Source organism: Sinorhizobium garamanticum (assembly GCF_029892065.1).
In the GTDB taxonomy this organism is placed as follows: domain Bacteria; phylum Pseudomonadota; class Alphaproteobacteria; order Rhizobiales; family Rhizobiaceae; genus Sinorhizobium; species Sinorhizobium garamanticum.
In genome coordinates, this window is the sequence record NZ_CP120373.1 from 907,194 (window position 1) to 923,192 (window position 15,999).

The 15,999-nt window shown below is 62.9% G+C and carries 19 protein-coding genes; 11 read left to right on the top strand and 8 right to left on the bottom strand.

The window, feature by feature from the left end:
• Window positions 1–10: 10 nt before the first annotated feature.
• From PZN02_RS04335 to PZN02_RS04355, 5 genes are all read left to right on the top strand, one after another.
• Window positions 11–412 carry a GFA family protein gene (locus PZN02_RS04335; RefSeq protein ID WP_280660383.1) on the top strand — a complete coding sequence of 134 codons (402 nt, stop codon included), beginning with the start codon at window positions 11–13 and terminating at the stop codon, window positions 410–412.
• Window positions 413–416: 4 nt separating this feature from the next.
• A complete protein-coding gene (locus PZN02_RS04340) occupies window positions 417–1,223 on the top strand; it encodes an AraC family transcriptional regulator (RefSeq protein ID WP_280660384.1) in 807 nt (268 codons plus the stop codon).
• A 73-nt stretch (window positions 1,224–1,296) separates the two neighbouring features.
• Window positions 1,297–2,199, top strand: coding sequence for a DMT family transporter (locus PZN02_RS04345; RefSeq protein ID WP_280660385.1), 903 nt, complete (start codon window positions 1,297–1,299; stop codon window positions 2,197–2,199).
• Between the two features lie 48 nt (window positions 2,200–2,247).
• Window positions 2,248–2,940: a B3/B4 domain-containing protein gene (locus PZN02_RS04350; RefSeq protein ID WP_280660386.1), complete on the top strand. Its 693-nt coding sequence runs from the start codon at window positions 2,248–2,250 to the stop codon at window positions 2,938–2,940.
• Window positions 2,941–3,066: 126 nt separating this feature from the next.
• The gene (locus tag PZN02_RS04355; protein WP_280660387.1) at window positions 3,067–3,438 is read left to right on the top strand and encodes a hypothetical protein; all 372 of its coding nucleotides are present in this window, start codon (window positions 3,067–3,069) and stop codon (window positions 3,436–3,438) included.
• A 41-nt stretch (window positions 3,439–3,479) separates the two neighbouring features.
• Here the strand turns inward: PZN02_RS04355 and PZN02_RS04360 are convergent, their stop codons facing one another.
• Window positions 3,480–5,063, bottom strand: a complete 1,584-nt coding sequence (locus PZN02_RS04360) for a peptide chain release factor 3 (RefSeq protein ID WP_280660388.1) — start codon at window positions 5,061–5,063, stop codon at window positions 3,480–3,482.
• 90 nt (window positions 5,064–5,153) lie between these two features.
• Here PZN02_RS04360 and dut point away from each other — a divergent pair, with 90 nt between their 5' ends.
• The gene (dut, locus tag PZN02_RS04365; RefSeq protein WP_280660389.1) at window positions 5,154–5,630 is read left to right on the top strand and encodes a dUTP diphosphatase; all 477 of its coding nucleotides are present in this window, start codon (window positions 5,154–5,156) and stop codon (window positions 5,628–5,630) included.
• 8 nt (window positions 5,631–5,638) lie between these two features.
• Here dut and PZN02_RS04370 read toward each other — a convergent pair whose 3' ends face one another.
• Window positions 5,639–6,073 carry an Lrp/AsnC family transcriptional regulator gene (locus tag PZN02_RS04370; RefSeq protein WP_136506692.1) on the bottom strand — a complete coding sequence of 145 codons (435 nt, stop codon included), beginning with the start codon at window positions 6,071–6,073 and terminating at the stop codon, window positions 5,639–5,641.
• Window positions 6,074–6,208: 135 nt separating this feature from the next.
• Here PZN02_RS04370 and PZN02_RS04375 point away from each other — a divergent pair, with 135 nt between their 5' ends.
• The gene (locus PZN02_RS04375) at window positions 6,209–7,120 is read left to right on the top strand and encodes a DMT family transporter (protein ID WP_280660390.1); all 912 of its coding nucleotides are present in this window, start codon (window positions 6,209–6,211) and stop codon (window positions 7,118–7,120) included.
• Window positions 7,121–7,123: 3 nt separating this feature from the next.
• Here PZN02_RS04375 and PZN02_RS04380 read toward each other — a convergent pair whose 3' ends face one another.
• Entirely contained in the window at window positions 7,124–7,855 is a 732-nt protein-coding gene (locus PZN02_RS04380; RefSeq protein ID WP_280660391.1) for a gamma-glutamylcyclotransferase, read from the bottom strand.
• Window positions 7,856–8,027: 172 nt separating this feature from the next.
• On the bottom strand, window positions 8,028–8,660 hold the full coding sequence (locus tag PZN02_RS04385) for a LysE family translocator (protein WP_280660392.1): 633 nt from the start codon (window positions 8,658–8,660) through the stop codon (window positions 8,028–8,030).
• 175 nt (window positions 8,661–8,835) lie between these two features.
• Here PZN02_RS04385 and PZN02_RS04390 point away from each other — a divergent pair, with 175 nt between their 5' ends.
• Window positions 8,836–9,453: a LysE family translocator gene (locus tag PZN02_RS04390; RefSeq protein ID WP_280660393.1), complete on the top strand. Its 618-nt coding sequence runs from the start codon at window positions 8,836–8,838 to the stop codon at window positions 9,451–9,453.
• Window positions 9,454–9,588: 135 nt separating this feature from the next.
• Window positions 9,589–10,557, top strand: coding sequence for a cysteine synthase A (cysK, locus tag PZN02_RS04395; protein WP_280660394.1), 969 nt, complete (start codon window positions 9,589–9,591; stop codon window positions 10,555–10,557).
• A gap of 84 nt (window positions 10,558–10,641) precedes the next feature.
• Here cysK and PZN02_RS04400 read toward each other — a convergent pair whose 3' ends face one another.
• Entirely contained in the window at window positions 10,642–11,586 is a 945-nt protein-coding gene (locus PZN02_RS04400; RefSeq protein ID WP_280660395.1) for a threonine/serine dehydratase, read from the bottom strand.
• Between the two features lie 117 nt (window positions 11,587–11,703).
• On the opposite strand from PZN02_RS04400, the gene PZN02_RS04405 reads away from it, so the two are divergent.
• Together PZN02_RS04405 and PZN02_RS04410 are read left to right on the top strand one after the other, a co-directional pair.
• The gene (locus PZN02_RS04405; protein WP_280660396.1) at window positions 11,704–12,006 is read left to right on the top strand and encodes an ArsR/SmtB family transcription factor; all 303 of its coding nucleotides are present in this window, start codon (window positions 11,704–11,706) and stop codon (window positions 12,004–12,006) included.
• Window positions 12,007–12,009: 3 nt separating this feature from the next.
• On the top strand, window positions 12,010–12,135 hold the full coding sequence (locus PZN02_RS04410; RefSeq protein ID WP_280660397.1) for a hypothetical protein: 126 nt from the start codon (window positions 12,010–12,012) through the stop codon (window positions 12,133–12,135).
• 108 nt (window positions 12,136–12,243) lie between these two features.
• On the opposite strand, the gene PZN02_RS04415 is transcribed toward PZN02_RS04410, so the two are convergent.
• The 3 genes from PZN02_RS04415 to ugpE form a co-directional block, all read right to left on the bottom strand.
• Complete coding sequence (locus PZN02_RS04415) at window positions 12,244–13,776, bottom strand: YifB family Mg chelatase-like AAA ATPase (RefSeq protein ID WP_280660398.1); 1,533 nt, start codon at window positions 13,774–13,776, stop codon at window positions 12,244–12,246.
• Between the two features lie 245 nt (window positions 13,777–14,021).
• Entirely contained in the window at window positions 14,022–15,143 is a 1,122-nt protein-coding gene (locus tag PZN02_RS04420; RefSeq protein WP_280660399.1) for a sn-glycerol-3-phosphate import ATP-binding protein UgpC, read from the bottom strand.
• 1 nt (window position 15,144) lies between these two features.
• The gene (ugpE, locus tag PZN02_RS04425) at window positions 15,145–15,993 is read right to left on the bottom strand and encodes a sn-glycerol-3-phosphate ABC transporter permease UgpE (protein ID WP_280660400.1); all 849 of its coding nucleotides are present in this window, start codon (window positions 15,991–15,993) and stop codon (window positions 15,145–15,147) included.
• Between the last annotated feature and the right edge of the window lie 6 nt (window positions 15,994–15,999).

A 15,999-nucleotide genomic window follows, 5' to 3' on the forward strand; every position in this document is an offset into this window, starting at 1 on the left:
GGAGCGGCCGATGCGGATCGATGGTCAATGCCATTGCGGCTATGTCACCTACGAGGCGGAGATCGACCCGGACGACGTGTCGATCTGCCATTGCACCGATTGCCAGCAACTGACAGGCTCGGCCTATCGCGTCACCGCGAGCACGCCGCGGACGTCCTTCCATCTGACCGGCGCCGAGCCGAAACTTTACGTCAAGATCGCCGAGAATGGGCGAAAGCGCCTGCAGTTCTTCTGCCCTGAATGCGGCTCGCCGATCTATACGACGGGCACGGACGAGGACGCCGAGGAGATCGGCATCCGTCTTGGCACGATCAACCAGCGGCGCGCGCTTGCGCCGCGGTCGCAGATCTGGTGCTCGTCCGCCCTGCCTTGGGTTGACGTCAGCAAGCTGCCGGGCGAGCCGCGGGACTAACGGCATGACGAAGGGCCAGTTCAGAATGCTGCGTCGCCGGATCGCCGGCGTGGATGCGGTCGAAGCGGCCACAAACCACAGCTTTCCGCGCCACACGCATGATCAGTTCGGCATCGGCCTTATCTACCAAGGGGCGCAAAAATCGCTGAGCGGACGCGGGCCTGTTGAGGCCAGGCGCGGCGACGTGATCACCGTCAACCCCAACGAGGTCCACGACGGCTCGCCGATCGGCGATGCCGGTCGTTCCTGGCGGATGCTCTATCTCGATCCGGCAATCGTCGAAGCCGCCGTCAGCGACATCAGCGAGGGCAGACGGCGAATGTGCGAGTTCGCGAACCCGGTCACCCGAAACGCCGCCCTTGCTGCGCGTTTCCGCGAACTCTTCGCGATCGCGACCACCTCGGGAGGCGGCGACGTGACCGTTCGCTGGGACGAGCTCGTTCTGATGCTTTTTGCCGAGGTGATGCGGTTCGTCCCACGCGGCGCACGCAAAGTGCCGGAATCGATCGCGGCAGCGCGCAGCCTGATCGATGACGACCCGCTGGCTTCCATCACACTGGCTGATCTGGCGCGCGAAAGCAGCCTCAGTCGATTCCAGCTGGTGCGGGGATTTGCGAAGGCGACCGGCCTCACGCCCCACGCCTATCTCGTTCAGCGGCGGATCGACATCGTCCGGCGCCTGATCGCCGAAGGCACCCCGCTCGCGGAAGCGGCGATCGCCGGCGGCTTCGCCGACCAGAGCCACATGACGCGCGTCTTCGTCCGCACCTACGGCGTTTCGCCGGGCGCCTATGTCACAGCCTTGGGCTGATACCTGCAATTCCGTTCAAGACCGCCGATCGTCGATCGGGTTTTCTGCAGCCCTCACGCGAGGATTGGCGGTCATGTCGAAGCAATTTCAGGGTTATGCCTATCTGTCGCTCGCGATGGCACTCGTCGGCAGCACGGTTATCGCGAGCAAGATCATAGCGTCCGGCCTGCCGCCGTTCACGGCCACGGCGTTGCGCTTCGCCCTTGCCTTTCCGCTCTTCCTCGTGCTGATGCGCGCGACCGCGACGCCATGGCCGAGGCTGCAACGGCGTGAATGGCTCATCCTGTTCATCCAGGCGGGCGCCGGCAGCGTCGGTTATACGACGCTGCTGATTTCCGGCCTGCGGCTGACACCCGCAGCCGATGCCGGCGTCATCATCGGTACGCTGCCCATCGTTTCGGCAGCGATCGCCATTGTCGTTCTCGGCGAACGGCCGGATCGTTCCATCCTGATTGCGATCGCCCTCGCCGCCGCAGGCGTCCTTTCGATCGTCTTCCGGGCGGATAGCGGTGGTGCGCATTCGCTCCTCGGCAACATTCTGGTCTTTGGCGCCGTCATCTGCGAAGGCCTCTTCATTCTCATCAACAAGCGCCTGACGACGGCGATTTCCCCCCTCGCCCTGTCGACGCTGATGGCCGGTCTCGGCGTCGCTGTTTCGGCACCGATTGCCCTGCTCGAAATTCCACAGACGGCTGCGGTAACCACGCAATCGCTCATCGCGGTCGGCTACTACGCACTTGTCCCGACGGTCGGCGGCTTCTTGCTCTGGTATGCGGGACAGGCCCAAGTGAGCGGCACGGAGGCCTCGGTGTTCACGGCGCTTGCCCCTGTCTCAGCCGTTCTCCTCGCCTTTGCCATGCTTGGAGAGCCGATTTCCGCCAATCAGCTGATCGGCATCGCTTGCGTGCTCGCGGCCGTCCTCAGCCTGGGTCTTCGGTTGCCGAGCACCCAGCAAAACCGCTCGGAAGCTGGATAAGGCAACCTTCATTCCCGAAACGCCGTTCACACCAGAGAGGCAGCAACAATGTATTTCCGCCATGCAAGCGACATCTGGAGCGACTTTTCCGGACTTTCCGCTGGAGTTCTTCACGCTGAAGGCATCCACCGAGACGTCTCCGTCGATGCGCACATTGCCGGTTTCGAGGCCGTAGCGAAAGCACGGCTCGCAGCAAGCTCGGAGGGTGATTTTCCAGAGATCCAGGCCTGGCGACGCGCTTTCTCGCGCATGGGTTTGAAGCCGACGCAATACCGTTCGGCCTCCGAGGCGCTGCTCCGGCGTTTCCGCAAGGATGGGTCACTGCCACGGATCCACCCGCTGATCGACCTTTGCAACGCGGCATCGCTCGCATACGCAATTCCGATCGCGGTCTTCGATCTTTCCAGCGTGGCCGGTCATCTCGAGGTTCGTTACGCTTCCGGCAGTGAGATCTACACCACGTTTTCCGGCGAAACCGAACATCCCGAGCAGCACGAAGTGATCTTCGCGGACGAGGAAGGGCGAGCCCATGCGCGCCGCTGGACCAACCGCCAGAGCGGCTATTCAGCGGTCGGTGACGAGACGACGACCGTACTCGTCGTCGCCGAAGCGCTGCACGCCGGCGCGGCGACAGACGTTGGCCGGCTCGTCCACGAACTGGCGGGAGCCACGGGTGCAGTCTGGGCCGTCACTCCGAGCAGCGCCCTATTGGATCGGACGGCCCCGCGCTTCGATATTTGAGGCCGGGGCGCACATGCGTCCCCAAAAATGGGCCCGACGTCCACGCGACGGGCCGAAACTCTTTGACGACTCAAAGCCGAGCCCAATATCATCCGCGCCAAACCACAATGCGAGACAACAACCGCGATGCACCACGAGCGCGTCAGACCATGGTTTTTGAACCTCAAGCAGGCGCTCTTCGATCGGGGTGGGCTCGAGGAAATCTTTCGCCACGTCCGCAATCTGGTTGTCGCGACTCTGGTCATCGCGGCCGGCATGCATGCCGTCGAGCATCCTGACATCATCGATGCGAAGGGGCTGTTGAGTATCCCGGTCGCCGGCTACTTCGTCTTCTCGACCGGGATTGCGCTGTTTTTCCTCAACTTCGCGGACGGACTGCATCGGCTTGGGAAGATCAAGCGGCACGTTGCCCTGCAGCTGCTGCTGGTGGCCGTCTACGTGTTGGTCACCGTCCGTGTCGCCCAACTAATCCTGGCACTCCGGATGACGCCATCGTAGCCGGCGCTGTGCCGACGCCGGCTACCGCATTCGTGGCCCGATCACGCCGCCTTGGCTACGTGATATTCCTTGATCGCCACCATCCTGATCGCCGGATGGCGTTCCGCCTCGTAGCGCAGCGAAAAGCCGTCCTGCGCCAGGAACACCGGGTCGCCATCGAGATCGCGTGCGATATCGCCGCGGCGCGCCGTAATGAATTTGTCGAGTTCGCCCGGATGATCGGCGGAAACCCAGCGGCAGACGGAAAAGCGCGACATTTCGAAGGAGACCGGCAGGCCGTATTCCGCTTGCAGGCGCTCCTTCAGAACGTCGAGCTGCAGTGCGCCGACGACCCCGACGATCGCCGGCGAGCCGTCTTCCGGCGAGAAGAGCTGCACGACGCCCTCTTCCGCCATCTGCTGCAGCGCTTCTTTGAGCTTTTTCGCCTTCATTGCATCCTCGAGCCGGACACGGCGGAGAATTTCCGGCGCAAAGTTCGGCACGCCCTGGAAGACAAGCGGCTCGCCTTCGGTGAGCGTATCGCCGATCCGGAGCGTGCCGTGGTTCGGGATGCCAACGACATCGCCGGCAAAGGCCGTGTCGGCAAGCTGGCGCTGCGAGGCGAAGAAAAACTGCGGCGCGGTCAATCCCATCTGCTTGCCGGTGCGCGAGAGCCGCGCCTTCATGCCGCGCTCGAGCTTGCCCGAGCAGACACGGACGAAGGCGATGCGGTCACGATGGTTCGGGTCCATGTTGGCCTGGATCTTGAAGACGAAGGCCGTCATCTTCTCGTCCGTCGCCTCGACAGTGCGGATGTCGGCGACCTGGGCGCGCGGCGGCGGCGCGTATTCGCTCAACGCATTGATGAGGTCGCGCACGCCAAAGTTCCGGAGCGCCGAACCGAAGAATACCGGCGTCAGATGGCCTTCAAGGAAGGCCTTGTGGTCGAACGGCTTGCAGGCCTCGATCGCCAGCATCGTTTCCTCGATGAAGGCGTCACGCTCGTTTTCCGGAAGGCGATGCGAAGCCATTTCCGGATCGTTGACCTTGGTAAGCCGCTCCTGCGTGTCGGCGCCGCGCACCTCGTTGGTGGCGAGGTGATAGGTGCCGCAGAACGTCTTCGAGCGGCCGACCGGCCAAGTGACCGGTGCGCAATCGAGTGCCAGCTTTTGCTCGACCTCGTCGAGGATCTCGAAAGGATCACGGCTCTCGCGGTCCATCTTGTTGACGAAGGTGATGATCGGGATGTCGCGCAGGCGGCAAACCTCGAAGAGTTTCAGCGTACGCGGCTCGATGCCCTTGGCGGCGTCGATCACCATGACTGCCGCGTCCACCGCCGTCAGCGTGCGATAGGTGTCGTCGGCGAAGTCCTCGTGACCGGGCGTATCGAGCAGATTGAAGACCGTGTCGTTGTATTCGAAGGTCATCACCGAGGTGACGACGGAAATACCGCGTTCGCGCTCGATCTTCATCCAGTCCGAGCGAGTCTGAATGCGGTCCTTCTTGGCCTTGACTTCGCCCGCGAGCTGGATCGCGCCGCCGAAGAGGAGGAGCTTTTCGGTGAGCGTCGTTTTACCGGCGTCCGGGTGCGAAATGATCGCAAATGTGCGGCGGCGGGAAACCGCCTCGGCAATGCTTTCGGCCATGATTGAGGTTCCTGTGGGTTGCGGCGTCTTTACAGGCTCAGGAGCCAATATGCAATTGACTGCAGCGGGGCTCGCGACGCTTATGGCGGAATGATCAAGCGCCCACTCGAAAACCGCCCTGCCCTCACTCTTGTCCGCCTGCCGCATGCACAGGATCTTGACGTGCCCGCCTACGAGACGGCGGGGGCCGCAGGCATGGACTTGCGCGCGGCCGTTCCAGCCGGCGAGTCGATGACGATCAAGCCGGGCGCACGCGCCTTGGTGCCGACAGGGTTCATCTTCGAAATTCCGGCTGGCTATGAGGGCCAGGTGCGGCCGCGCTCGGGCCTTGCCTTCAAGCATGGCATCACCTGCCTCAACACGCCGGGAACGATCGACAGCGACTATCGCGGCGAGCTGAAGGTGCTGCTGATCAATCTTGGCGAGGAGGACTTCGTTATCGAGCGCGGCATGCGCATCGCCCAGATGGTGGTCGCACCCGTGACACAGGTGGCAATCCGCGAGGCGGACGGGGCCAGCACCACAGCGCGCGGCGGCGGCGGCTTCGGCTCTACCGGGTCCAAGTAAACTCAGGCCTAAAGCGGCGGCAGACGGCGCTTGACCGGCGTCGACTTGACGATCGAGGTGTTGGTCTGTGCCTTTTCGGCGATGCGATCGAGGATCGTGTCGAGTTCTTCCATATCCCGCACCAGCATCTTGGCAATGAAGCAGTCGTCACCGGTGATCTTGTCGCATTCGACAATCTCCGGCGTTTCCTGAATGAGCTTTTCGACGATATGCAGCATGCCGGGCATCGGCCGGACGCGCACCACCGCCTGCAACGGATAACCAAGTCGCGCCGGATTGACGGACACGGTGAAGCCATTGATGACGCCGCGTTCCTCGAGCTTGCGCAGCCTGTCGGCCGCACTCGGCGAGGAGAGGCCCGCCTCTTGCGCGAGCTCCTTCAGCGACACACGGGCATTGGCCGCGAGTATCTCGAGAATGCGGCAATCGACATCATCCAGCATCAAAGTCACCCTCAATAAGACAGAATAGCAGGTTCGCCTTTCACAATTAGGCATCATAACCAACTTCCCTTCCTGAATCCATATAAAGTCGCCAAACGGCCGATTATTGTTGTGCGATCAGAAAGGAGACCACCCATGGACGGCGAGCTAAAGCGCGGAAGCGTGGAGATGACGGCGGCAATGCTGATTTCGGGGACAATCGGCTGGTTCGTGCTGATGTCCGGCCAGCCGGTCACAGGTGTTGTCTTCTGGCGTTGCGTCTTCGGGGCGCTGACGCTGATCGCGCTCGCGGCAATGCTCGGGCTCATTGACTTCCGCCAGCTAAAGCCGCGCGTCGTCTTCCTTTCCACGCTTGGCGGCGTGGCCATCGTTGTCAACTGGCTCCTGCTTTTCGCCGCCTATTCGCGCGCGTCGATCTCGATCGCCACGATGGTCTACAACACTCAGCCCTTCATGCTGCTCGGCCTCGGCGCTCTCTTTCTCGGCGAACGGATCACAGCCACCAAGCTCTTCTGGCTGTCGGTATCCTTCGTCGGAATGATGGCGATCGTTTCGGCCAAGCCGGGCGGCGGCTTCGATCCCGACCACTATCTGGCCGGCATCGCGCTTTCCATCGGCGCAGCCTTCTTCTACGCGATCGCCGCGCTCCTTACCAAGCTTCTCAAGGGCACGCCGCCGCATCTGATCGCGCTGATCCAGGTCATCACCGGTGCGATGATGCTGGCGCCCTTCGCGCTGTCCGCACCGCTGCCGCAGGGCGCGTGGCAATGGTCGTTGCTCGTCGCCGTCGGCGTCGTCCACACCGGCATCATGTATATCCTGCTCTATGGAGCGATCCAACGGCTCCCGACGCACATGACGGGCGCGCTTTCCTTCATCTATCCGATCGCCGCGATCCTCGTCGATCGCGTGGCTTTCGGCCACGAATTGGAGACGATACAGATCGCCGGGTCGGCGGCGATCCTGCTTGCCGCGGCCGGCATGAATCTCGGCTGGAGCCTTCGGTCGGTCCCGCTTTTCAAGCGTGCAATCAGACCGAGCGCCTGATCGTCAGGCGCTCGCTATCTCGTTCGCGTGCACTGCTCTGTTGTTGCGCTCGATGCACTCTGCGACGAGCGCTTGCAGACGCCACAGATTACGGTCCCGGATACCCCTGGCCTCGAGATGCGTCACGGTGTTCAATAGATACTCCGCGCCTGAGCCGACATGGCCGCATGCGCAAGCCAGCACTTCCGCGACAGACTCGAGGGAGAGACTTCCGGCATAGAGCGGCGAGGCGCGGTTCATGACGAAGGCCAAGGCCGACACCGGGCCGGAGGCCGTCTCGACCTTGATCCAGCGCGGCATGCTGTTGGGCGGTTTATAGGTGAATTCGCGCCGGAAGAGTTTTGCAAATTGCTGCTCTATGTCGTCATCCGGCAATTCGTAGAGGACACCCCGACACTGCCCTCCGCGATCGAGCGCCATCATGAGGCCCGGCTGTTCGGGCGTTCCCCGGAAGCGGATCATTCGGAAGCAGAAGATGCGATGCCAGCCCCGGGCAACGCCTACCGTTTCGCGGACATGCTCGATCTCCGGTTTCCAGATCAACGATCCATAGGCGAAGAGCATCGTTGGCGACCCCGGAGCCGGATGGCTCCGTATCATCCGCGCCACCCATTCGTCGTAGTCCGCGTCGCTGTGGAGCACTGCGCCCGGACCCGGGCCGTCGTCGGCAATCGCCCGGTGAACCTGTGCGACGTGCGCCGGGGTCAAGCTGATTGATCTTGGTTTGCCGGACATGGTCATCATCTCCACCACGCCTCCTGGATGTTTCCTTAAATAGGAACCGATTTAAGGAAACATCCAGCGATTCAGAATGCTACAGCGACCTTTGCGCGTCTAACAACGCGCGGCGCTGTAGAAGATCGCGCAGCGCGCGCCGGGAAGCAAGTTGTGGCCCGCATATCGCGTTTTATCTGCGCGCCTCCGCCGCCATGCTGACGGCAAGGCTCGCAAGCACGGTGCTCATCAGCCAGCGCTGCACGAGCATGAAGAGAGGGCGGCCGGCAAGGAAGGCGGCGATCGAGCCCGCCGTCACCGCGATCAAGGCGTTAACGGTGACGCTGATCATGATCTGCAGACTGCCAAAGACAAGCGACTGGAGAAGGACATCACCCTGTTCGGGGCGGATGAATTGCGGCAGCAGCGAAAGGTAGAGCACCGCCACCTTCGGGTTGAGCAGGTTGGTGACAAGCCCCATCAGGAAGAGCTTGCGCGGCCCGTCCTTCGGCAGGTCGCGCACCTGGAAGGGCGAGCGGCCGCCGGGCCTCACGGCTTGCCAGGCAAGGTAGAGCAGATAAAGCGCGCCGGCGAAACGCAGCGCGTCATAGGCGAAGGGAACCGCCAGCAGCAATGCGGTGATGCCGAGCGCGGCAAAGACCATGTAGAAGACGAAACCGAGCGCTACGCCGCCGAGCGAGATAAGGCCCGCCGCCGGACCCTGGCAGATGGAGCGCGAGATCAGGTAGATCATGTTCGGCCCAGGCGTCAGCACCATGCCGAGCGCGAGCAGGGCAAAGCCGACAAGGTTCTGAATTTCGGGCATGGAGCATTGCCTTCCGCGATTTTTCCGGAAGCTGCACGGCTCTCCGGATCGGAGCAACGCCGTTCTTGTCACCCAGTCAATTTTCTCACGAGAAGCCTCGCCACCGGGATCAAGCCGGGTTCTCCTTTGCGGCGCTTTGCGTTAAACAAACCACCCGTTCTGGAGGAAAACCATCGTGACACTCGCGGCCCTTCTCGCCTACAGCGGCGCCCTCTTCATCGCGGCGGCCATTCCCGGCCCCGGCATAACGGCGCTGGTTGCGCGCGCACTCGGCTCCGGATTTCGCGAAACTTTCTTCATGGGCCTGGGACTAATTCTTGGCGACATGACCTATCTGACGGCCGTGGTGCTCGGGCTCGCCTTCGTCGCCCAGACCTTCACGACGGCCTTTCTGATCGTGAAGATCGCCGGTGCACTCTATCTCGGATACATCGCCTGGAAGCTCTGGACCGCCGGCCTTTTGTCGCAGGACATCCAGGCGAAAAAGTCGGCGAGCGCGGCGATGTCTTTCCTGTCGGGGCTGATGGTGACGCTTGGCAACCCCAAGACGATGCTGTTCTATGTTGCCCTCGTGCCGACGCTCATCGATCTCACCGCGATCGGTCCCGAGGATTACAGCCTGCTGCTGGCGGCAACATTCCTTGTCCTTCTCACGGTGCTGCTGCCCTATATGCTGCTCGCGGCCCGCGCCCGTTCGCTCCTGAAGCAGCCGAAGGCGCTCAAGGCCCTGAACCGGGCTGCAGCCGGCATTCTCGCCGGAACGGCGGCTTACATCGCGATCCGGGCGAACTGAAATAAGATTCTCCAACCAACGGTTTCGCAATCGCTTTTTCCTTCGGGCGGACCTGACCGAGGGCGTTCACGCTCTGGAAGGGAACGAGCATTGTTCCTATTCTCGCGATAACCATCAAATGAAGGGAGAAACGAAATGCCTGAAGTGCGCAAGCCTGGCCGCGGTCGCGTCTTTTCCTCGATCACCGAGACGATCGGTGACACCCCCATCGTGCGCCTGGACAAGCTCGCAAAAGAGAAGGGCGTAAAAGCGAACCTCCTCGCCAAGCTTGAATTCTTCAATCCGATCGCCTCGGTCAAGGACCGCATCGGCGTCGCTATGATCGAGTCGCTCGAGGCCCAAGGCAAGATCGCGCCCGGCCGCACGACCCTCATCGAGCCGACTTCGGGCAACACGGGCATCGCGCTCGCCTTCGTTGCAGCCGCCAAGGGATATAAACTGATCCTTACCATGCCTGAAACGATGTCAGTCGAGCGGCGCAAGATGCTGTACCTGCTCGGGGCAGAACTGGTTCTGACCGAGGGCACCAAGGGCATGAAGGGGGCGATCGCCAAGGCGCAGGAGCTCACCGAGACGCTTCCCGACGCGATCATTCCGCAGCAGTTCGAAAATCCGGCCAATCCGGAGATCCACCGCAAGACGACGGCCGAGGAAATCTGGAACGACACCGAAGGCGGCGTCGATATCCTGGTCTCGGGCATCGGTACGGGCGGGACGATCACCGGCGCCGGCCAGGTCCTGAAGGCGCGTAAATCCTCGGTCAAGGTTATCGCCGTGGAGCCGGAGGAGTCCCCTGTACTTTCCGGTGGCGAACCCGGTCCGCACAAGATCCAGGGCATCGGCGCCGGCTTCGCGCCGGCGATCCTCGACACAAGCATCTATGACGAGGTGATCACCGTGAACGCCGGCGAAGCGGTGGAAGCCGCGCGGCTCGTCGCCAGGCTTGAAGGCGTGCCGGTTGGTATTTCCGCCGGCGCAGCACTGCAGGCCGCGATCGAGGTCGGCCAGCGCGAGGAGAACACCGGCAAGAATATTGTCGTGATCATTCCCTCGTTTGCGGAGCGTTATCTTTCGACGGTGCTGTTCGAGGGGCTGGGGGCGTAATCCCACGCTGGATTCAAAGGGGCCTGTTTTTTCACCCGCTTTTTGAACGGCAACGGTCCCTGGCCCTTTGAATCGCTGCAGATATCAGTCGAAATGGACCGCTGTTGTGTTTGCCCCGCATATAAGGACGCAGACTTTCTCGCCCGGCTCCGGCGTATATTTTCCGCTCAATAGGGCGGCGAAGGCCGCTGCACCGCCCGGTTCCGCGACGATCCGTATCGTGTCCCACAGTGCTGCCTGCGCCCGTTTGATTTCGCCATCACCGACAAGGATCGAGCGATCCACGTAAGCTTGGGCGATGGGGAACATCAGTGCGCCGACCCGCTTCGGCGCCAGGGAATCGGCGGCAATTCCTTCGGCGGGAGCATCAACGGGCCGGCCGGCGTCGAGCGCCATGCGCAGCGTCGGCGAGCCTTCGGGCTCCACCGCGATGACTCGCTTCCGACCGGCGAACCAGGCTGCTATGCCGCCGATCAATCCGCCTCCGCCGACGGCAACCAGCAATGTGTCAATGTCCGGCAGGTCCTGTTCCATCTCCAAGCCGAGGGTTCCCTGGCCGACCAGAGTCTCAGCCTGGTCGTAGGCATGGATGGCAAGCACACCTGCCTCTTTCACGAATATTTCGCTTGCCGAAAGGGCATCCGCATAGCGCTCGCCCCCGATCACCAGCTTTGCACCGTAGCTTCGGATCCGGTCTGCTTTGGCGGGTGACGTCACATTTGGCACGAATATTGTCGCGGGAACGCCCAAGCGGCCTGCCGCATAGGCGACCGCGGCACCATGGTTGCCACCCGATGCGGCGACAACACCGGCCGGCGGCACGGCTCGTCCGATCAGATTGGTGAAGGCGCCCCGCGCCTTGAACGATCCGGAATGCTGTAAACATTCGAGCTTGAGTGCAACAGGCAGGGGCACTCGGCTGAAATCCGCCATGTCGACGCGGAGAACGGGCGTGCGCCGAATGTAAGGACGGATCAGAGCTTCCGCCTCCCGGATGCGTGTCTGTGAAATGGAGGTATCAATCATCATGGAAAGCTCCCAGCACGATGTTTTGCGTCAAGCCGACCATGCGGGCGGAGCATCGCGCAACTTTTTCCTATCCCGCTCTACTATTGACTTTAATTCGTAACTTAGCAAATTAACGAAATGCAAGAGGTTGATATCATCAAAGCGCTCGCCAACGAACGGCGGCTTCAGATTCTCGCCTGGCTCAAAGAGCCGCTGGCCCATTTCCCGCCGCAAGTGGACGGGGATCTCGTCGAGGATGGCGTCTGTGCCGTGTTGATAGCGGACAAGCTCGCTATTTCCCCGGCAACGCTGAGCGAGCACATGCGGGTTCTGTCTCAGGCCGGGCTTGTGCGCGCGAAGAGGATCAAGCAATGGGTCTTCTACAAGCGCGACGAGGAGCGGATCAGGGCGGCGAAGACGCTGATCCAGGAGAGATTGTAGCCGATGAAGGCGCAGGTTTCGGTAGCGTCCTTCGTGCGGCTCGGTTCGCAGGCCTACGGCGAAAAGGCCGCCCTCGATCCCAAGCGGACATGGCATGCCGCCCTTCACGCGGGCACCCTCGAGCCGTGAAGGCGGGGGATGAATCAGACCCAAATAGAAGTGTGTCGACGCTCCTCCATGCCTTCGCATAAAGTTGCTTCCAGGCCGCCGGCCGGACCTTGTCCTTTAAGTTGACTTCTACGCCGCCACCGGCAGACGCTCGCCGGCGACGCGGTAGGAGATCGCTTCTGCGAGATGGATGCGGCCGACGGTCGCTGCCTCGTCGAGATCGGCGAGGGTGCGGGCCACCTTCAGCACCCGGTGGTAACCGCGCGCGGAGAACTTCATCTTCTCCGCCGCATCCCTCAAGAGCTGCAGACCGCCGGCGTCAGGCTCGGCGATCTTCTCGATCATCGACGTCGATGCACGGGCATTGTTCGTGAGCTCCGGGTGACCGAGGACAGCGAAGCGGTCCGCCTGCAGCGCGCGGGCGCGGGCGACGCGCTTGGCAACGGCGGCACTCGGTTCCGCCGCCATCGGGCGGAGAAGGTCAGCAGCGCTGACGGCCGGGACGTCGATGCGGATATCGATGCGGTCCATCAGGGGTCCGGAAATCCGCGCCTGATAGTCGGTCATGCAGCGCGGGCCGCGGGCGCATGTGCGCCCCGGCTCACCCGCCATGCCGCAACGGCACGGGTTCATCGCCGCGACGAGCTGGATCGCCGCCGGATAGCTGACGCGGTGATTGGCGCGCGCGATGATGCATTCCGAGGTTTCGAGCGGCTGGCGCAGTGCGTCGAGAACCTGCGGCGAAAACTCCGGGAACTCGTCGAGAAAGAGTACGCCATGGTGGGCGAGCGACGCCTCACCAGGCTTTGCCCTGAGCCCGCCGCCGATCAGGGCAGCCATGGTGGCCGAATGGTGCGGCGCCCGGAACGGCCGCCGATCGGAAAGTTTGCCGCCCGGCAGTTGACCGGCGATCGAATGGACCATCGATACTTCGAGCAATTCCGCCGGGGAGAGTGGCGGAAGGATCGACGGCAGCCGCGCTGCGAGCATCGACTTGCCGGACCCTGGCGGACCCACCATAAGCAGATTGTGGTTGCCGGCGGCGGCCACTTCGAGCGCCCGCTTGGCGCTCTCCTGGCCCTTGATGTCGGCGAGATCGGGCAGGTTCGCGGCCGCGGCCCGGATGGCGGGCTCGGGACGGGAGAGTACCTGGGTGCCGCGAAAATGATTGGCGATGGCGATCAGGCTGCGCGGTGCGAGGATGTCGATCTCCGACCCGGCCCAAGCCGCCTCCGGGCCGCTTTCCGCCGGGCAGATCAGGCCCTTGCCGAGTGCGTTGGCGCCGATGGCAGCAGGCAGCGCGCCGGCGACGGCGGCAATGGTGCCGTCCAGATTGAGTTCGCCGATGACGACGTAGCCGTTGAGCGCATCGGCCGGAACGGCGCCCAGCGCCGCCATCAGCCCGAGCGCGATGGCGAGATCGAAGTGACTGCCCTCCTTCGGCAGGTCCGCCGGCGCCAGATTGACGGTGACCCGCTTTGCCGGCAGCGCCAGCCCCGAGGCATGCAGCGCCGCCTGGACCCGCTCACGGCTTTCGGCGACCGCCTTGTCCGGCAGCCCGACGATCTGCATGCCGACCTTGCCGGGTGCCACCATCACCTGCACGTCGACCGGAACGCCTTCGATCCCCTGGAATGCAACCGTGCTGACACGCGCGACCATGATGCCCCCTAGAGTGAGAGCGGGAGATGCGCGTAAAACCGCTTCACGCTTTTTCTCATCCCGCTCCAGTCACGGCGGCCCGCCTCGCGCCGCCACAACCGACGCCGGTTGCGGCATCAAATCTTGCACGGTACGCGCTCAAAAACAAGAACAATAATAGAACAAAATATCCGATTGCAGTGCTCGGGCGGGCAAGCGCGGCAGCCCTCCTGCGCGTGCATGGCGCGTACCGGAACTACCTTCAATCACCCCACCGGCTCCAGCTTCGCGCTTTTCGTTGCGACGGCTGCAGCGCCCGTTGCCGGCTCGAGCTTGCGATCGAGCCTCCTGCCGTCGTCCGGCGAGAAGAAATGCAAGCGCTCGGGGGCGATGGTGATGGCGAGGCCGTCCGAAAGCGGCGTCTCTGGCGCAAGCGCGACAGTCACAACCTGCTCGTCGATTGCGCCGTGGACGAGGCGTTGCGCTCCCAGTTCCTCGACATAATCGACCCGGAAGAGAAAGGCCTGCTCGCCAACGCTTGCGAGGCGCAGATCCTCCGCGCGCATGCCGACGGTCACCGGACCTTCCGTCGGCACCTGACGGCCGAGGTCGAACGACTGCGTGCCGATATGGAGCCGGCTGCCTTCGAGAGTGCCTTTGACGAGGTTCATCGCCGGCGAACCGATGAAGCTTGCAACGAAGGTTGAGGCCGGTGCGTGATAGACCTCGAGCGGGCGGCCGATCTGTTCGATCCGGCCACCGTTCAAGACGACGAGGCGATCGGCGAGTGTCATCGCCTCGAGCTGGTCGTGGGTGACATAAAGCGAGGTCGTGCCGAGACGCTTCTGCAACCGCTTGATCTCGCCGCGCATGGAAACCCGAAGCTTGGCATCGAGGTTCGACAGCGGCTCGTCGAAGAGAAAGGCCGCAGGCTTGCGGACGATCGCCCGCCCCATGGCGACGCGCTGGCGTTGACCGCCAGAAAGCGCGCGCGGCTTGCGGTCGAGATAGGGCTCGATCTCGAGCATGCGCGCGGCCTCGGCGACGCGTGCATCGATCTCGGCCTTCGGCGTCTTCCGGTTCTTCAGGCCATAGGCGAGGTTCTCATAGACCGTCATGTGCGGGTAGAGCGCATAGTTCTGGAAGACCATGGCGATGTCGCGTTCGACCGGCTCGATCGCGTTCACGACGCGACCGCCGATCGAAACGGTGCCGGCACTCATCGTCTCCAGTCCCGCGACCATGCGCAACAGCGTGGACTTGCCGCAGCCGGACGGTCCGACGAGTACGATGAACTCGCCGTCGGCGATATCGATCGAGACGGATTTCACCGCCTCGACGCCGCCGGCATAGATCTTGCGGACATCGCGGATTTCGATAGCGGCCATGTCACTTCTCCGTTTCGGTGAGGCCCCGGATGAAGAGGCGCTGCATGAGGATGACGACGAGAACGGGCGGCAGCATCGCCAGGATGGCGCCGGCCATGACCAGGTGCCATTGAACCTCGCCGTCCTGGACGGCGACCATGCGCTTCAGCCCCATCATCAGCGTGTAGTAGCCAGGATCGGTAGTAACCAGCAGCGGCCAGAGATACTGGATCCAGCCGTAGATGAAGAGGATGACGCAGAGGGCGGCGATGTTGGTGCGGCTCAAGGGCAGCAGGATGTCGCGGAAAAACTTAAGCGGGCCCGACCCATCGACACGCGCGGCCTCCATGAGCTCGTCCGGCACCGTCATGAAGAATTGCCGGAAGAGAAAGGTGGCGGTCGCCGAGGCGATTAGCGGCACCGTGAGACCGGGATAGGAATTCAGCATGCCGAGGTCGGCCACCACCTTGTAGGTCGGAATGATGCGCACCTCGACCGGAAGCATCAGCGTGATGAAGATGATCCAGAAGGCAAGGAGGCGGAAGCGGAAGCGGAAATAAACGATGGCGAAGGCCGAGAGGATCGAGATCACGATCTTACCGAAGGTGATGATCAGCGCCATGCCGAGCGAATTCAGCGCCATTAGCATGTAGGACGGCAGGCCGTTGGCGGCCGAGCTGGCGCTCAACACCTGCGTATAGTTCTCGATGAAATGGCCGCCGGGCAGCAGCGGGATCATGCCGCCGACCAGCATTTCGCGCGTGTGGGTGGACGCGATGAAGGCGACATAGACAGGGAAGGCAACGAGCACGACACCGGCGACGAGCACCAGATGCGTCAGGAAGGTGAGAAACGGGCGGTTTTCGACCATCGCCAT

Excerpts from the sequence above, each read along its gene's own strand:
- PZN02_RS04335 (WP_280660383.1), top strand. The coding sequence starts at position 11 with ATGCGGATCGATGGTCAATGCCATTGCGGCTATGTCACCTACGAGGCG.
- PZN02_RS04340 (WP_280660384.1), top strand. The coding sequence starts at position 417 with ATGACGAAGGGCCAGTTCAGAATGCTGCGTCGCCGGATCGCCGGCGTG.
- PZN02_RS04345 (WP_280660385.1), top strand. The coding sequence starts at position 1,297 with ATGTCGAAGCAATTTCAGGGTTATGCCTATCTGTCGCTCGCGATGGCA.
- PZN02_RS04350 (WP_280660386.1), top strand. The coding sequence starts at position 2,248 with ATGTATTTCCGCCATGCAAGCGACATCTGGAGCGACTTTTCCGGACTT.
- PZN02_RS04355 (WP_280660387.1), top strand. The coding sequence starts at position 3,067 with ATGCACCACGAGCGCGTCAGACCATGGTTTTTGAACCTCAAGCAGGCG.
- PZN02_RS04360 (WP_280660388.1), bottom strand. The coding sequence starts at position 5,063 with ATGGCCGAAAGCATTGCCGAGGCGGTTTCCCGCCGCCGCACATTTGCG.
- dut (WP_280660389.1), top strand. The coding sequence starts at position 5,154 with ATGATCAAGCGCCCACTCGAAAACCGCCCTGCCCTCACTCTTGTCCGC.
- PZN02_RS04370 (WP_136506692.1), bottom strand. The coding sequence starts at position 6,073 with ATGCTGGATGATGTCGATTGCCGCATTCTCGAGATACTCGCGGCCAAT.
- PZN02_RS04375 (WP_280660390.1), top strand. The coding sequence starts at position 6,209 with ATGGACGGCGAGCTAAAGCGCGGAAGCGTGGAGATGACGGCGGCAATG.
- PZN02_RS04380 (WP_280660391.1), bottom strand. The coding sequence starts at position 7,855 with ATGTCCGGCAAACCAAGATCAATCAGCTTGACCCCGGCGCACGTCGCA.
- PZN02_RS04385 (WP_280660392.1), bottom strand. The coding sequence starts at position 8,660 with ATGCCCGAAATTCAGAACCTTGTCGGCTTTGCCCTGCTCGCGCTCGGC.
- cysK (WP_280660394.1), top strand. The coding sequence starts at position 9,589 with ATGCCTGAAGTGCGCAAGCCTGGCCGCGGTCGCGTCTTTTCCTCGATC.
- PZN02_RS04400 (WP_280660395.1), bottom strand. The coding sequence starts at position 11,586 with ATGATGATTGATACCTCCATTTCACAGACACGCATCCGGGAGGCGGAA.
- PZN02_RS04405 (WP_280660396.1), top strand. The coding sequence starts at position 11,704 with ATGCAAGAGGTTGATATCATCAAAGCGCTCGCCAACGAACGGCGGCTT.
- PZN02_RS04410 (WP_280660397.1), top strand. The coding sequence starts at position 12,010 with ATGAAGGCGCAGGTTTCGGTAGCGTCCTTCGTGCGGCTCGGTTCGCAG.
- PZN02_RS04415 (WP_280660398.1), bottom strand. The coding sequence starts at position 13,776 with ATGGTCGCGCGTGTCAGCACGGTTGCATTCCAGGGGATCGAAGGCGTT.
- PZN02_RS04420 (WP_280660399.1), bottom strand. The coding sequence starts at position 15,143 with ATGGCCGCTATCGAAATCCGCGATGTCCGCAAGATCTATGCCGGCGGC.
- ugpE (WP_280660400.1), bottom strand. The coding sequence starts at position 15,993 with ATGGTCGAAAACCGCCCGTTTCTCACCTTCCTGACGCATCTGGTGCTC.